Source organism: Paenibacillus sp. BGI2013, from assembly GCF_002843485.1.
Taxonomy (GTDB): Bacteria; Bacillota; Bacilli; order Paenibacillales; family Paenibacillaceae; genus Paenibacillus; species Paenibacillus amylolyticus.
Window position 1 is genome coordinate 69,941 of the sequence record NZ_PJFA01000005.1, and the last position, 15,741, is coordinate 85,681.

The 15,741-nt window shown below is 45.7% G+C and carries 14 protein-coding genes; 9 read left to right on the forward strand and 5 right to left on the reverse strand.

The annotated features are described in order from the left end of the window. Positions 1-24: 24 nt before the first annotated feature. The 5 genes from CXK86_RS14280 to CXK86_RS14300 all read right to left on the reverse strand — a co-directional run bounded on the left by CXK86_RS14280 (position 25) and on the right by CXK86_RS14300 (position 6,658). Positions 25-864 (reverse strand): carbohydrate ABC transporter permease, encoded by an 840-nt coding sequence (locus tag CXK86_RS14280; protein ID WP_047844271.1) that lies wholly within the window; start codon positions 862-864, stop codon positions 25-27. Between the two features lie 5 nt (positions 865-869). Continuing rightward, on the reverse strand, positions 870-1,784 hold the full coding sequence (locus tag CXK86_RS14285) for a carbohydrate ABC transporter permease (RefSeq protein ID WP_047842642.1): 915 nt from the start codon (positions 1,782-1,784) through the stop codon (positions 870-872). 116 nt (positions 1,785-1,900) lie between these two features. Further along, positions 1,901-3,457 (reverse strand): response regulator, encoded by a 1,557-nt coding sequence (locus CXK86_RS14290; RefSeq protein ID WP_101313904.1) that lies wholly within the window; start codon positions 3,455-3,457, stop codon positions 1,901-1,903. Continuing rightward, positions 3,432-5,249, reverse strand: coding sequence for a sensor histidine kinase (locus CXK86_RS14295; protein WP_101313905.1), 1,818 nt, complete (start codon positions 5,247-5,249; stop codon positions 3,432-3,434). The genes CXK86_RS14290 and CXK86_RS14295 overlap by 26 nt, the downstream gene beginning before the upstream one ends. Before the next feature lie 119 nt (positions 5,250-5,368). Continuing rightward, complete coding sequence (locus CXK86_RS14300) at positions 5,369-6,658, reverse strand: Gfo/Idh/MocA family oxidoreductase (protein ID WP_101313906.1); 1,290 nt, start codon at positions 6,656-6,658, stop codon at positions 5,369-5,371. Positions 6,659-6,785: 127 nt separating this feature from the next. Between CXK86_RS14300 and CXK86_RS14305 the strand changes: the two genes are divergently transcribed. The 9 genes from CXK86_RS14305 to CXK86_RS14345 all read left to right on the forward strand — a co-directional run bounded on the left by CXK86_RS14305 (position 6,786) and on the right by CXK86_RS14345 (position 15,402). Further along, positions 6,786-7,685 carry an AraC family transcriptional regulator gene (locus CXK86_RS14305; protein ID WP_101313907.1) on the forward strand — a complete coding sequence of 300 codons (900 nt, stop codon included), beginning with the start codon at positions 6,786-6,788 and terminating at the stop codon, positions 7,683-7,685. Next, a complete protein-coding gene (locus CXK86_RS14310) occupies positions 7,685-8,131 on the forward strand; it encodes a RidA family protein (RefSeq protein ID WP_101314066.1) in 447 nt (148 codons plus the stop codon). Before CXK86_RS14305 ends, CXK86_RS14310 begins: the two co-directional genes overlap by 1 nt. Before the next feature lie 158 nt (positions 8,132-8,289). Beyond that, positions 8,290-8,466, forward strand: a complete 177-nt coding sequence (locus CXK86_RS14315; RefSeq protein ID WP_257467870.1) for an aminoglycoside phosphotransferase family protein — start codon at positions 8,290-8,292, stop codon at positions 8,464-8,466. A gap of 64 nt (positions 8,467-8,530) precedes the next feature. Further along, a complete protein-coding gene (locus CXK86_RS14320; protein ID WP_101313909.1) occupies positions 8,531-10,753 on the forward strand; it encodes a class I SAM-dependent methyltransferase in 2,223 nt (740 codons plus the stop codon). Further along, positions 10,753-11,328 carry a histidine phosphatase family protein gene (locus CXK86_RS14325; RefSeq protein ID WP_101313910.1) on the forward strand — a complete coding sequence of 192 codons (576 nt, stop codon included), beginning with the start codon at positions 10,753-10,755 and terminating at the stop codon, positions 11,326-11,328. The genes CXK86_RS14320 and CXK86_RS14325 overlap by 1 nt, the downstream gene beginning before the upstream one ends. A gap of 60 nt (positions 11,329-11,388) precedes the next feature. Beyond that, positions 11,389-12,051, forward strand: coding sequence for a 3'-5' exonuclease (locus CXK86_RS14330; RefSeq protein ID WP_101313911.1), 663 nt, complete (start codon positions 11,389-11,391; stop codon positions 12,049-12,051). A 22-nt stretch (positions 12,052-12,073) separates the two neighbouring features. Beyond that, entirely contained in the window at positions 12,074-12,448 is a 375-nt protein-coding gene (locus CXK86_RS14335; protein ID WP_101313912.1) for a hypothetical protein, read from the forward strand. A gap of 178 nt (positions 12,449-12,626) precedes the next feature. After that, on the forward strand, positions 12,627-13,631 hold the full coding sequence (locus tag CXK86_RS14340) for an ABC transporter substrate-binding protein (protein ID WP_101313913.1): 1,005 nt from the start codon (positions 12,627-12,629) through the stop codon (positions 13,629-13,631). A gap of 217 nt (positions 13,632-13,848) precedes the next feature. After that, positions 13,849-15,402, forward strand: a complete 1,554-nt coding sequence (locus CXK86_RS14345; RefSeq protein WP_257467871.1) for a helix-turn-helix domain-containing protein — start codon at positions 13,849-13,851, stop codon at positions 15,400-15,402. Positions 15,403-15,741: the final 339 nt, after the last annotated feature.

Genomic DNA, 15,741 nt, shown 5'->3' on the forward strand with positions numbered 1-15,741 from the left:
TCTATTGATATGAGAAACGTGTTGTTACTTCAGACCTGTGGTTGCAATGCCCTCAAGGAAATATCGCTGAAACAATAAAAAGATGATAGTCACGGGAAGCAGTGACAGGGTGGACATGGCAAGTAATGCGCCCCAATCGGATTGTCCTGATGGATCGAAGAGAGAGCGAATGCCCAACTGCACGGTGAACAGATCAATTTTGCTCAGATAGATCATCTGACTGAAAAAATCATCCCAGCTCCACAGGAAGGTGAAGATCGCGGTTGTAATCAGTGCTGGAACGAGCAGTGGCACTACGATTCGGAAAAAGATCTGTGATTGCCCGCAACCGTCAATGGTTGCACTCTCGTCCAGCTCCCGCGGTATACCGCGTATGAATTGAACCATGAGCAAGATGAAGAAGGAATCCTGCGCAAGCCACTTAGGCAGAATCAGCGGGAAATACGTATTAATCCATTGAAGCTCATTATAGAGAATGTACTGAGGCACCAGGGTAACATGGTAAGGCAACATAATCGTAACCAACATCATGCTGAACCACAGGCCTTTGAATCTGAACTTTAATCTGGAGAAAGCAAAGGCTGCAAGGGAACAGGAGATCACATTACCTAACACACTCATGACCGAGATCAGCACGGAGTTGCCGAAGAAACGGCCGAAAGAGATACCCTGCAGACCTTTCCAGCCATTAATATAGTGCTCCAGCGTGAAGCTGGTTGGGAATAGACTGCCACTGGTGAAAATGAGATGGTTTGGTTTAAACGAACTGAGAATCAACCATAGTACTGGATATAACATCAGTAGACCGAAGAGTATAATGGCGGCATGCCTCCCGGCCTGAACCAGTTGTCGTTTGATTGGCATATGCATTACCTCCCCTCCTGATTATCCCCGTAGAACACCCAAAATCGGGATGTAACAAAGACGATTGCGGTGAATACTCCGATAATGACCAACATGATCCAAGCCAGAGCTGAAGCATAACCCATATCAAAGAACGAGAAACCTTTCAGATACAGATACAAGGTATAAAACATCGTTGCGTCGAGTGGACCCCCGCGGCCATCTCCGATCACGTAAGCTGGTGTAAACGCCTGAAATGAATTGATCATGCTCATGATCAGGTTAAAAAAGATAACGGGGGAGAGCATGGGCAGAGTGATTCCGAAAAATTGACGTATTTTTCCCGCTCCATCGACATCGGACGCTTCATATAAGTCTGCCGGGATCTGTTTCAGGCCAGCAAGAAAGATGACCATGGCAGACCCGAATTGCCACACGGATAGTGTAATGATGGTGTAGACCACATAATCTGGATGCGCAATCCAGGATGGTCCCGAGATACCAAACCAGCTTAAAAACTGATTGACCAATCCATTCCCCTCAAAGAGTTGCCGCCAGACGATTGCAATCGCAACGCTGCCGCCCAAGAGGGAAGGGATGTAATATACAGTCCGGTAGATGCCGAGGGCTCGAATACCTTTGTTCAGCGCCATCGCCACCAGTAGAGCAAAGGCAAGCCTTAGTGGAACAGATAGAAAAACATAATAAAACGTCAGCCCAAGGGACCTGCGAAAGGTATCGTCCTCGGTAAAGATGTGAACATAGTTGCTAAGTCCAGTCCAAGTCGGTGATGACAGTAGATTGAATTTGGTCATGGATAAGTATAGGGACGCAACCATCGGTCCCAGTGTCAGACAGAAGAGTCCGATCAGCCAGGGCAGAAGAAACAAGTAGGCTGTGGTATTGTGCTGACCGTATAAGGGTTTGGTCTGTTTTTTCATCATGTGCCTCCCTTCTGAATGGGTAAGAATAATAGTTACCAGTTATGAATCCGCTTACAACATGCGGCGTTCTCTTGGTAACCACATCATACCGGGGAAGGGGAGAAGCTTGAATCTCATTTCTTCGGATCATGGCTATCGATTTTTTCGGAATGCAGCAAGCGATAGTCTGACGGACTCATGTTGAACATTCTTTTGAATTTCGAGCTGAAATAACTTGGTGAACTGAAGCCGGTCAGTTCTGTAATATCCCACACGGTTAATTGGGTTTCCTTCAGCAGTTGCAAGGCGTGTTTCATCCGAACGCCCGTCACATACTGAATAAAAGAGGTCCCTGCACCTTCCTTAAACAGTTCGGAGAAATAGGTAGGATAATAGTTAAACCGTTCAGCGAGTAACGTCAAGGTTAGCTCCTGCATGTAGTTCTCCTCGATATATCGCTTGGCTAAGTCTATAACCGTCTCATCCCCATCTTCTGAAGGAAGTTGTCGACTCAGGAAGTCTTGAGCCCATTGCATTAATAAGCGTTCTGCTTGATCTGGCGTCTTAAGCCACAGTATCCATTCCGGGGCTATAGGAAAATCCATCAACAGTGAAATTTGAAAAATACTTCGTGTCATTCGAGAGGGAGAAAGCTGGAATGCCTCGTGAAGTTCCTTGTGGATGATGCTGCGGAAGGAGTCCAATTCTCCTCGAATGAGGCAACGATGCAGCTTGCGTGTTGTTTCTTCAGGCAGTAATGGATTATAGTCTGTTCCTGCCTGAAGGTTTGGCCCGCTGACAGCCCGTTCAGCTGAATTCCATGCCAGAAGGGAATGGATATAACCTTCTTTCCAGTGCTCAAGTCCGGAACCAGAAAGCCCCACCCCAATCTTGAGTTCCATGGAAAAAACGGATGCCGTATGTTCCGTAAGCTGTTGGATGAATTCATGCTGCATACCATCTTGCACTATGAAATGCATGATCCCTGCGTGTGCCGAATCATGAAAAACCTGGACATTGTCTGAATCAGACTGGGCGATTTCATAACATACCATCTCAAAAGGAAGATGCATCTGCTCGTGTGAGCGATCTTTTCGAATATCCTGCTTGTCCGATTGACTTATACTGGCGGTGATGAAACAGACCTTCTGATCTTGCCATGATTCGAGATGAAATAATCTGAGCCGTTCTGGCATGGAGGAAGGCGGTAGGCGATTGCCTTTAACGAGATCAAGAAGGAAACGTTCCTTCATTTCCCGGTAATACTGAGAGAGTCGCCATTGCATCAATTCGGAATTGCCTCGAACTTTACGTTGTTCATCCAGATCCGCTTTGATTTTGCCTAATGTGGCTTTCAGTTCATCCCGGGTTACAGGCTTCAGTAAATAATCCATGACCTGACTGCGGACCCCCGCTCTGGCATATTGAAAATCTTCATAACCCGTGATAATGATAATCTGAATAGAAGGATTATAACTGCGGCAGACATCCAATAGTCTGATGCCATCCATGACAGGCATATTCATATCGGTAATTAGCAAGTCAAAATGTTCAGATTTCAAAAGTTCATCCGCTTCGATCCCATTAGAGGCTTCTCCTGTTATGACAAAACCCATGCCATGCCAATCGACTTTCAATTTTAATCCTTCGCGAACTTCGATCTCGTCATCTGCGATTAATACGTTGTACATCATATTCCTCCTGTACGGGTAGAGTCAGTTCAATACATGCGCCTCCGTTTTCATCGTTCTCCATGTGGACCGTGAACAAGCCACCATAATGCAGACGGCAACGAGCAATAACATTGCCCAGTCCAATATGCCAGCCTCCATTATGCAATATGGATTCCAATGAGGAGGGAGCAACCGGATGTTGCAACTTATTGATTATTTCTGCTGGAATACCCGGTCCGTTGTCTGAAACGCTGATGTGCAGACGATCATACATCCGGTTGATCCGTATCTGTACCTGAGCTGTCGTCTGATGCTGGAAGCTGTATTTCACTGCATTTTCAATAAGTGGTTGAAGAATAAACTTGATGATGACCACGGAGTTCAGTGTACCTTCTAACGTTACCGAAATGTCGAGTTTATGACCGAAACGAGTCTGCAAAATGGAGATATAACGCTGCACATAATCCAGCTCTTCGGTTAGCGGAACACGGTCGTCATTGGTATTGATAGAAAAGCGCATCATTTTACCCAGATCCTCAATGACCTGAACCGTATCATCCGTTCGGCGCTGAATGGCAAGACTGCTTACCAGCTCCAGAGTATTAAACATAAAATGTGGATTAATCTGTATGAGAAGTGCTTTGTACTCTGCTTGCTGGCGAAGCAGTTTCAGTTCAAATTCATTCTGGATATGCTGCCGTAGCTGACTGATCATATAACGGAAAGTGAAGATTACATAACTGATCTCGCTCTTTACATTTTTATCTGGAGGCAGAAGTGAATCCGCTTGGTCAAAAGCACCTCGTTGAACCTGTCTCATCGCCAGCACCAGTCTGGTCAAAGGTTTGGTTACGCCATGGGATAACCATGCAGCAGCCAAGAGGGAGACCAGAATCAGGGCAATCGTCACCACCACAATTGTGCTTTGGAGCTTATGGAGAGAGAGGTACATTTCCTTTTCAGGTGCGATACCCGCCAACATCCAGCCGGTACGTCCCAGTTTCTTGAATACAAGAATGTCTCGCTGTCCTTCCTGGTTTTTGAGGTATGCCACACCGGATTTGAGCGGGCTGTTTCGAAAACGATCGATCTCTGCGGTAGCTACAGCACCCAACGCGTCTATCTGTTGTGACAGAATAGGATTTCCTTGCTCGCCCAGTAGAAAAATAGTGCTACTCTCCGCAAGATGTATGCGCCGGAGCGGCTCCAGAAAATAAGATTCACTGACATTCACCTTCATGACATTCTGCGCTGTAGCATGATGAAAGGTGCCAATGGGCATCAGCAGACTGACCACCGGATTACCATGATCTCTGACACGTTCATGTTGATCGGTGTGTGCAGGTAACCAGCGTTCTCCCAACGTGTAAAAATTCGTATACCAGGATTCTTGTACAAAGGCAGGGTCATATGTTACCTGATTCTCGCTGCCAATTCGCAGTCCATTCCGACGATAGATGGATACATCCGAGATACTGGTGTAACTGTTGGTTGCCTGAGTAAGAAAACGGCTCATCGTAAGATTGGCCAGCATCTTTTCTCCTTCGGGCAGGTTCGGATCACCGATCGCGTTATCCCAGTTTTTGCCCATATCACTATTAAAAACAAGAGAGGCGACATCGTAGATCTGCATCTGCACCATGTCTACGTATGAACCGTATTCCTCCATTTTCTCAAGAGCAGAGGATTCGATGTAAGAGCGAATGACCGTGCGTGATTCCTTGAAGAGCAGGTAGGAGAGTGTGCCAAAAGCGAGGACAAACAGGACAACGATAAAGGCAATCAGACGGTTTTTTAAAGAGAAGAACATAGATTTCCTCCTTCTACCGAGTCAACTTGCGTGCAGATTAATTATAAAAATATAAAAAAGACTGCGTGATATGCGCAGCCTTTAAATGAAATTAATAATGTAGTGCAGACCTGGGAGACTTAGAAACGAACCAGATTATTGACGTTGACAGGCAAACCCGTCGCGATGGCGCGATTGGCAGCAATACCCGTCAGAATGGATCTGGCACCGTCCACGTGGTTAGCAGCGCGATGGAACGGATCTTCAACAGACTCTCCAAACAGATCATTCAGCAGAACCGGGTCACCTCCGCCATGTCCACCTGCTTTCTCTTCCACTTCAACCTCATATGGCGCATCAAACATTGGAAGAACCCGCAACGTTTTACCGATTAAAGCACCTTCTTTACTTTTGTCACCCAATGAATTGACATAGGATTGCTCCACAATGTTCATTTCAATCCGGCCTTTGGTGCCATTAATGGCAATACGATAACCCTCCCATGGCTGGTAGGCAACGAGGGAGTAGGTCAGAATGGCTTTGTTCCGATACTTCACAAGAACACCCATTGTATCCTCAATGTTGATGCCATCCCCAAATACACTCTGATCGCGCTGGTAACCATCTTCCGATTCGGCATCCAGATACATGGACTTCATATGTGCGTCTGAATCCAAATGCAGTGCAAAAGGGTCATCCTTTGCGATCGGGTTGCCGGTTGCCCGGTTGTAGAATTGCGTTACACCGCGTTCTTCTGCGTTTTCTCTGCCGTAATACATCAGATCACCAAATGCAAACACGGTATCCGGTTGCGAGCCAATCCAGAAATTCACCAAATCGAAGTGATGGGTGGATTTGTGCACGAGTAATCCGCCGCTATTACGCTTGTCCCGATGCCAACGGCGGAAATAATCTGCCCCGTGGCGGGTATTCAGCAGCCATTCAAAGTGAACGGAAGTGACTTTCCCGATGGTATCATTCAGAATAAGTTCCCGAATCTTAGTATGGTGCGGTGCATAACGGTAATTAAAGGTCACTCTTACGTTCTGACCAGTCCGCTTGACAGCATCCAGAATCTCCTGACATTTCTCCTCATCGATGGTCATCGGTTTTTCGGTGACAACGTCACAACCCAGTTCCATCGCACGAATGATGTACTTGTGATGGGTGCGGTCAACACTCGTTACGATGACATAGTCAGGCTTCTCGTTCTCAATCATCTGATCAAACTGATCTGCAGGATAAGTGGGTACCTCAGGATACTCGTACTTTTCCTTCAATAGTTGATTCGCGTAGTTCATGCGGACTTGATTTATATCACAAAAGCCGACAAGCTCGGATGTATCCCTATAATCCCGGGTCAAAGCACCATAAAAAAATTCGGCGCGGCCGCCAGTTCCGACTAATACATAACGTTTCTTGTTACTCATGTCTATCGCCTCCTTGAATATAGCTCTAGACTATAACAAGGGAGTACTTCTTTCGCCGCATTTTATGCGTAACCGCTTTCAAATGCCGCATATTTTGCTATAATTTATGGAAAGGAGAGAGGGCGACATGACAGAACCTTTCAGTGCAGATTTTCATGATCCCTCGGATTTACTGCACATCGAATATGATCGTCGCATTGGATATTTCTCGATGACGGATGACCATCTGCATGATCATTATGAGTTATATTACTTGTTGTCTGGTGAGCGTATCTATTTCATAAAGGACCGGACTTACCGGGTAAAGGCTGGTGATCTGGTGTTTGTTGACCGAAATACGGTTCATAAAACATTGGAGAGTGGCATGCCTGACCATGAACGGATGGTGCTGTATTTGAAGCCTGAGCTTTTTGCAACCATAGCTATTTCCACGGAGTTAGTTGAAGGCTTGAAGGAACCCTTCTGCTGGGACATTCCTATTGTAAGGTTTCCTTCACAGGTCACTGAGGTTCTAGAACGGATGGTTAGTGAAATGGTGGATGAAATGCTTCGTCCTCAACCTGGAAGCAACCTGTTGCTCCGTCACCGGGCTATTGAATTGTTGCTGCATGCCTATCGGAATCAACACCTGGGCAGGTTAAGCTCCGATGATCGTGAGCCGGTTCTTCATCCCAAGACACAGGCAGTTGTACGTTACCTGAATGAGAACTATCAGAAACCACTGACATTACCGGAGGTGGCGGGCATGTTTCGCATTAGTCCGCATTATCTGAGTCGATTGTTCAAACAAACGACGGGATTTACCTTCAGTGATTATCTGAATCTGTTACGGGTGAAGGAAGCACAGCGTTTACTGCGAGAAAGTGAGGAATCCATTACAGATATCGCCTGGCTTGCGGGGTTCAGTAACTTCTCTCATTTTGGCAAGATGTTCAAACGTACCGTTCAGGTATCACCAAGAGTTTATAGGCAGGAATACAAGGAATCGGGTTCCGTGAGGACCATAAAAGAGGGAGAGAATATATGATGATTGAAGCAAGATTAAATGAACTGGGGATCATTTTACCACAGGCCAGTGCCCCCGCAGCGAAATACGCTAATGCCGTTATTGTGAATGGAATTATGTATGTATCGGGGAAAGGACCGGATACCTCCGAACGTGGCAAACTGGGATCAGACTTCACAACAGAGCAGGGGTATGATTTTGCCCGGAATGCTGGACTGGAGGTGCTTGCTGTCGTTCGAGATGTGTTGGGTTCACTGGATCGGGTGAAGAGAGTGGTTAAAGTGCAGGGATTCATTAATGCGTCCGCTTCGTATCAGGAGCATCATAAAGTGCTGAATGGATTCTCGGATTTGATGATGGAGGTATTTGGGAATCAGGGGGTACACGCTCGTTCCGTATTCGGTGCAGTGTCCGTAAGGGATAATTTGCCGCTGATCATTGATTCTATTTTTCAAGTAGAGGAGTAGGTGTAACGATTACAGAATCGTCTTCATTAAATCCGATCATGTTAACGATACCCGAGAGCTTCCATACGGAACGCCTCACGATTCGAGCACCTTATATAAAATGGATCTTCCACTCGATGTCGTCCAGAAAGAATAAAACATTGTCTGATTAACAGCAGATCTGTCATGGCGATTTTCACCACGATAATGTTATGCTCAGTGAGGCTGGCGATCAATACTGGGTCATTGATTGGATGACTGGTATGTCGGGTGATCCTGCGGGTGATGTGGCTCGAAGCTGGGTAATATTAATGAGTGCCACATTGCCGGAAGATAAAGAGCCAGTTATACAATAGTTCAACTTATAAACGAATCTAACTATATTATATATAAGGGTAGAGAAAGAGAGGGGACTTATTCATGCTGCATTCATTAAAGGCCATACAATCACACAAGTCAGGTAATACGCCGGAAGCCCAGCAGCTATGGCTGCAACTGCTGGCAGCAGCGGAGAAGCCCCATATTAACCTCGAACGCATTCATTCCATTGCCGAACTTGAGGGAACTAATCCGGTGCTGGATTACACCGAGCGTACACTTCTCGTGCTGGAGGAGCTTCAGGTTTCTTTTTGGGTGCGAGAAATTCTGGAGGACGTATTAATCTGGTCAGAGACGGCGAAGGCTGGATCACGGGAGCAGCGGCGGGTATGGCAAAAGCAGGGCGTTAACTTGTTTGTACACAATGTGGGGTCCGCTCAGTTATATGATCTATACGCAGGAGCAGAGCACCAGGATAATGACATCGGTACGACTAAGGAGACGAGTATAAATCAACCTGGTTCTCCGAGTGCTACTATAAGTAAGAGTACAGATATCAGCGAGCATACTGCGCCGACTTCACACACACCAAGGCATGAGATTATTCGTACTCTGATTGCTACGCATGGACTTATTGGTCAATACATACGCGGTGAGATTCCATTTGCCGAAAATGCTCCGCTTCACCGCTTGATCGTCAAAGGATGGCTTACTACAGATGAATTGCACACCATACTGATGGCATTAAATGAGTGCATTATTGCAGGCGTTGATCGAGCGTTATGGAATCAGGTTCAGGCTGAGGTACAGCGAATTGTAGGCTGGATTATCACCGGACCGAATCATGAGGACTGGAGCGTGAAGGAACGGTTATCCCGCTTAAGAAGTTCTTCCATTCGGCAAGGAGAAGCTATGGATACGGCTTATGCCAAGCTCCAAACGGAACTGGATGTAGAACAGGCGCTGGCTCCGCTGGCTCATCGCACATTATGGTATGTGGAGTCGGCCATGCAGGATTTTTCGTTGCAGGAGATGGTGAAAGTGTTCCTGTTGACACTTCGCAGCGAGAGCATGCATCCAACATCCATGGAGAGTCGATCTGAAATCGTTCGCCATATCAGCTTCGAACCATTGATGAATACGATGTATTACGATTACAAGGGCGTCAAGAAGCTCAATATTTACAAGAAACGAATGATTGAAAAATATTTGGAACAGTATTCGTGGGAACAGATTGTGGCAGGGGAGCAGATCGTCTATCCCCATCTAACCCATCGCATTGAACGTCATACGGATCTGCCGGATACATTATTCGTGACCTTCGAATTTTCTCCGGCTGCCGAGAAGCTGATTGCATTCTGTATTGAAGCGGAAAAGTCGCCGTTATACGAGAAGGCTGTACTGCTGTTATTTGACCTGTTCGGATTGCGCCGGGATGCCTATGACAGATTCCACAACGAAGAGACTTATTTGTCGGATATGAACAGCTCCGGTGATTACAAAAAAGTACTGCTCAACTATATCGTTGGTAAACGGGTACTGGATATTGGTCCAGGTGGAGGAATTCTGCTGGATCTGATTGAGCAGGAAAAACCGGAAGTGGAGCCGATTGGTATCGATATCTCAGCCAATGTCATTGAAGCGTTGGAGCGTAAAAAACAGCGTGAGGGACATCGCTGGCAAGTGATGAAGGGCGATGCCCTGCAACTGGAGCAATATGTGCAGCCAGGCACAGTAGATACGGTTATTTTTTCATCCATTCTGCATGAATTATATTCATATATTGAACTGGACGGTCGAAGATTTAATTCCGATACGGTTGTAGCAGCGCTGAGAAGTTCATTCCGTGTGCTGTCACCTGGAGGAAGAATTCTGATTCGGGATGGGATCATGAGTGAGCCGGAGGCGCAGAAGCGCCGGATTCGTTTCCTGGAACCGGATGGGATGCGCTGGCTGGAGCGGTATGCAGAGGGTTTTCAGGGACGTGCAATTCAATATGAGCGGGTCTCAGACAATGAGGTCGTATTGCCGATCAACGATGCAATGGAGTTTCTCTACACCTATACGTGGGGCGAAGAGGCATACGTGCATGAAATTCAGGAACAGTTCGGTATATTCACGCCGACAGCCTATGAGAACTGTATTCGAGAAGCGCTGGGTGAACAAGCCGAGATGATTACGTTCCGACATTTTCTCCAGGAGGGGTACACGGAAGCACTTGGAGAACGAATGATCTTCATGAAGGAAAATGGTGAGCCTGCGCCTTTGCCAGACAGTACCTGCCTGATTGTCATTGAGAAGAAAAAAGGGTTGGCGGATGAATGATGAGTGAGGCCAGTACGTTTTTGTATTTTGTCAGACATGCGGAGTCTCGATATGTTGAAGGCCAGGAACGCGAGCGTGGACTGACAGAGCAAGGTCATCAAGATGCAGGAACGGTTGCCAGTCTGCTCCATGGGGAGCAGATTCAACTGTTCTATTCTAGCCCTTATAGACGAGCGGTGGATACGATTCAGATTCTGGCAGATCAGTCAGGTGGAATTGTGGTGACGGAGGAAGATCTGCGTGAACGCCAGTTGTCGAGTTCGGATGTGAAGCATCATAATTTTCGTGAAGCCAAGCAGCAGTTGTACCGTGATCCTACGTATGCGTATTCAGGTGGGGAGTCTGGTGAACAGGCTCGCTCAAGGGCAGTAGCGATAATCGAGAAAATTTTGGATAGGCATGCGGATCACAAGGTAGTCATCGGAACCCATGGAGATGTAATGACTCTTATTTTACAACATTATGATTCTTCCTACGGTTATGATTTCTGGGAGAAGACTACGATGCCGGACATCTATAAGTTGCAGTTTGATGGAACGCACAAGTTGGTCCAGGTCACCCGATTGTGGGAGTGACAGAGTTATATATGAGAAATGCATTTGCCAGAATGATAGTGGGGAGGAGTGAGTTGGCGGATGAAAATTACGCTTTTGCCTGATACATACTTTATTGAAAATCTAAGCGTATCTTCATTACAGGATAGAATGTACTGCATATTTGATCTCGAAGGTACAGGCATTAATCCTGTGGTGGAGAGTGTGACTCAATTTGGTGCGATGCATTACCAAAGAGGTCAACAATGCAAGACAACATTTTCTTCACTTACACGTGCGAACAAACCAATACCAGAACCTGTGGCGAAATTAACAGGAATTTCGAATGAGGAAATGTTGGAGGCTCCGTCGTTCGTAGAAGCATTTCAGGAATTTCAGAAATTTATTGGTGATAACGTTCTTGTGACACAAGCTGGATATGAGTATGACCTACCCATCTTGAAGCGGCATTGTGATGAGTATGGGCTTCCGATGTTGACCAACCCGGTGCTCGATACAAAAGCGATGTTCACCTACATTCATCCTGAGATTAACGAGGTCGTTTCTACAGATTTTCTGATTCGGTATTACGATCTGAATACAGATGGAATTCACAGGCACAATGCTTTGGCAGATTGTGGTGTGATCGCTGGTATCTTTGAAAGTATCCTTAGCGAATATGAGGAACTTCAATTGGATCATTTTACAGCCGATCCAAAGCAGATGATGAAACGTTTCGTTATACCAGAGATGTATCTGACTTGACGAGGAACTGGAGGAGAGATCAATGAGCAAAACGGATGTGGAGAAGCTACTGTTGGATCTTAACGAGGGACGGATTCTGACTCAGCAGACATTCGAAGGATTGGATGTGGAAATTTACTTGGATGAAAGGGATGCTTCTGCATTTGCTGACGAGTGGATGCAAGCTTTTGTACGATGGGCTCAAGATACCGCGGTAGCTGAAGAAGAGGTGCTGCGCGCATGCAGGGAACAGGCGTTCAAACAGACTTTGGCTCTCACCGGCGAACCTGAGTTAGCGGGGTATGTGAGTGATGATATGGGTTTAATTGGTGCTGCATTGTTACAGGGTACGGCGAACGATTCCTTTGTGGATCAGCTGTTGGAAAGTTATCGTCAAGGCAGGTTGCCCCTGCGATAAGCGGGGGAGGACCAACAGGGTTGTTTTCGTTTGTATAAAAAAACAACATCAAATGTACATTGTGGGTCGGCTGAGGCATAAGGTACAATTCACCTAAGCAATCGATGAGAATGATAATCATTATATGTGAAATATTCTCACGGTTACATCAACAGATCACATAGGGGTGAAGGGTAACATGGTAGGTTTAGTTAAAGGTTTCAAAGGGTGGGCGATTACATTACTGCTCATGGGTCTGGTTGTTTCAGGATGTAGTACAAATACCGCTACGAATGCGGAACAGACTCCTGCAACTGCAACGGAAAGTGCGGCTTCTGGAGAAAATACTTCTGGAAACGAGACAGAGCCTGCGACACGAGTTGTACAGGATGAATTTGGAGATGTGACGATTCCGGTTCAACCACAGCGGATTGCTGGAATATATGTGGAAGATTATTTGAAGGCGCTTGATATTACACCTGTAGTGCAGTGGTATAACCCGATGTGGGGTGTACAGGATTATTTAGGACTGGATGTTCCTCAATTTGATACTACGGGGAGCATTGAGGCTTTGTTGGAGTATGATCCGGATCTCATCATTGTAGATGGTGGGGTAGATATGGAGAAATATGAGATGTACTCCAAGGTGGCACCGACATATCGTCTGCCTGAGAGCGTACTGCAGGATTCGAATCAAATTTTGAAAACCATTGCCGATGTTGTAGGGAAACCGGACAAGGGTGAAGAAGTTGCTGCGGCATTTAAGGCCAAGATTGCAGATGCTAAGGCGAAGTTGCAGGAAGCGGTTGGAGACGAGACTGTCGCAGTTGTCCGACTGAATGTTAACGATGATACACTGGCACTGTTCGGTGTGAAAAATCGGTTCACCGGATTTATTTATTCGGAGCTTGGCCTAACACCTCATCCTCTGGTTAACAAGATGGAAGAATACCAGGAAATTCTGTCTGAAGAGGCCGTGCCGCAACTTGATGCAGATCATCTTATTGTGTTCCCTTCCAATGGTGAATGGTCTTCTCCTGAGAACAAGGAAGCCTTGAAGGTACTTGACAGCAAATTGTGGAAATCTCTTCCGGCCGTTAAGAACAATCAGGTATATATTATGGAAAGATCACATTGGCAATCAGGTGCGATTACAGCAAATTCCATGAAAATTGATGATCTCTTGGAAAAATTGACTCCATAATTGAATCGATTACTTAAAAGAAAGTTCTTCAGCCAGGGTTGAAGAGCTTTCTTTTTTCGTATACACTATTTTAAATGATAATAATTCTCAGTTAAGGACGATGAACATGTGCCCCACGATAATACAACTGATCCCCAAGCCCTGGCTATGCTCACTTCAGCATATGGAATACGTAGATCACCATCAATCTCATATCGATAAACGTTTGTTATACAGAATGTCGACTTCACACGCTATATTTGTTGTAACGTCTGGGAAGGGTTCAATAGTTTGCTCAGATCGGGAATCTCATCTGGAAAAAGGAATGATTATGTTTGTTCCGGCTGGAACATCCGTTAAAATAGAAGGTTCTCCTGGGACAGGAAGTGAATTGCAATACTATAAGCTTGATCTAATGGTGGCTGAGTTAAGCGAAGAGACTTCGAACGCTTTGTCTAGAAGAAACACGGAGGAGCAGCAGGAACTTTTCCAAAGTCCAGATTCTTCGACATTATTACCGCTTATGCAACTCAGCTTCAGTCCGTGGAGTTCCTGTCTGGAAGCCTTGGAACAAATACTGCGTCAACAGGTCACTGGCGATTGGCTGGAGCAATGGGAGGTACAGCTTCGTTTCCAGGAGTGGTTTCGTGCCTTGCTTCGCCATAGTGCCCTCGAAACAGAAGTACCCGATGATCGTGCCCGTCTTCAAAGTTCAATTCGTTATATTGGCGACCACTATGATCAGACGATAACCGTGGATGAGCTCGCAGCAGATATTGGTCTAACAAGAGCCAGCTACACTCGGCAATTCAAAAAAATTACGGGCAAGCTCCCGCTTGAATATGTAAATGCGGTTCGGCTGGAGCGCTCGAAGCAACTATTGCAGCTCACGGATGATCGCATCCATGAAATTGCACAGAATGTGGGATTTAGCAGCGAGTATTATTTTGGCCGCCGATTTAAGCAATATGCTGGTATTTCACCTGGGTTATACCGCCGTCATCACCGTCAAGAGGTTCGTGTCTTTGCTCCTTATCTGGAGGACTTTGTGTTGGCTCTTGGCGTAAAACCTGTACTGCAATGTTCGCATCATTCTTGGGGCAGGCAGCAATATTTGGGGTTGGATGACGTACCTGAATTTGATGTGAGCCAGATGGATGCGCAGTTTAATCTGGGTAATGTACCGGACTTTATCATGCTGGATAAGGGATATGATCGATGGAATCTGGACCGCTTCAAGCAGGTAGCACCTACATTTTACGTAGATCATTTGGGAGAGGACTGGCGCTCCATTTTAAGATCGACAGCCGATGTGTTAGGGAAGGTGAATCGGGTTCAAGATGTAATTGGTGCGTATGAGGACAAGGCAATGGAAGCTAAGAGTCGGTTAGCACGTTATATGCGTGGTCAAACAGTAGCTTTTTTGCGTATATCTGCTTCGGATATTACTCTCTATGGGGTTCAGCAGGGCTATGTCGGACCTGTAATTTATCAGGATCTTGGACTGACTCCCCACTCCCGTGTGCAGCAATGGACAAGACACGAGCGGAGGATTTTCATTGGATTGGACCAGTTAAGTCAGCTTCATGCGGATCACTTGTTGATTACATTTGACACTGGAAATTCTGCTAAACCTGGAGAGGAGCGCGAACTGCTCGATAGGGATGAATGGAAACGTCTGCCTGCGGTGAAGAGCGGTAATGTGTATGAAGTGGATTTTATGTCTTGGATGAACTACGGTGTGATCTCTCATGGGAAGAAGATTGAGGATGTATTGCGGTTTATGGCTTGATAATGAATGGTCTGTGAGATGTTTTTCGAAAAAATCAAGAAAACCATATAACTTTCAAAACTATCAAAATTTTGTGATGTAACTCACGGGCACTCTATGAATCTACTGGTATTATCCTTTTCGTTAATCTATAATCTGCTTGTTTAATAGACTAAATAAAGGAATTTTAATTAGATTGAGGAATATATTATAACAGATAGGATATAAACTAAAGGAGCAGATCAATGATAAAGGATAAAATTCCATTATGGTTCTGGTGTATCTCGATAGTAGTTGCCATTATGTTAGTATATAACTTGTTTCAAGTAGATTCTCGTATTAACATGCTTGCACTAGGCA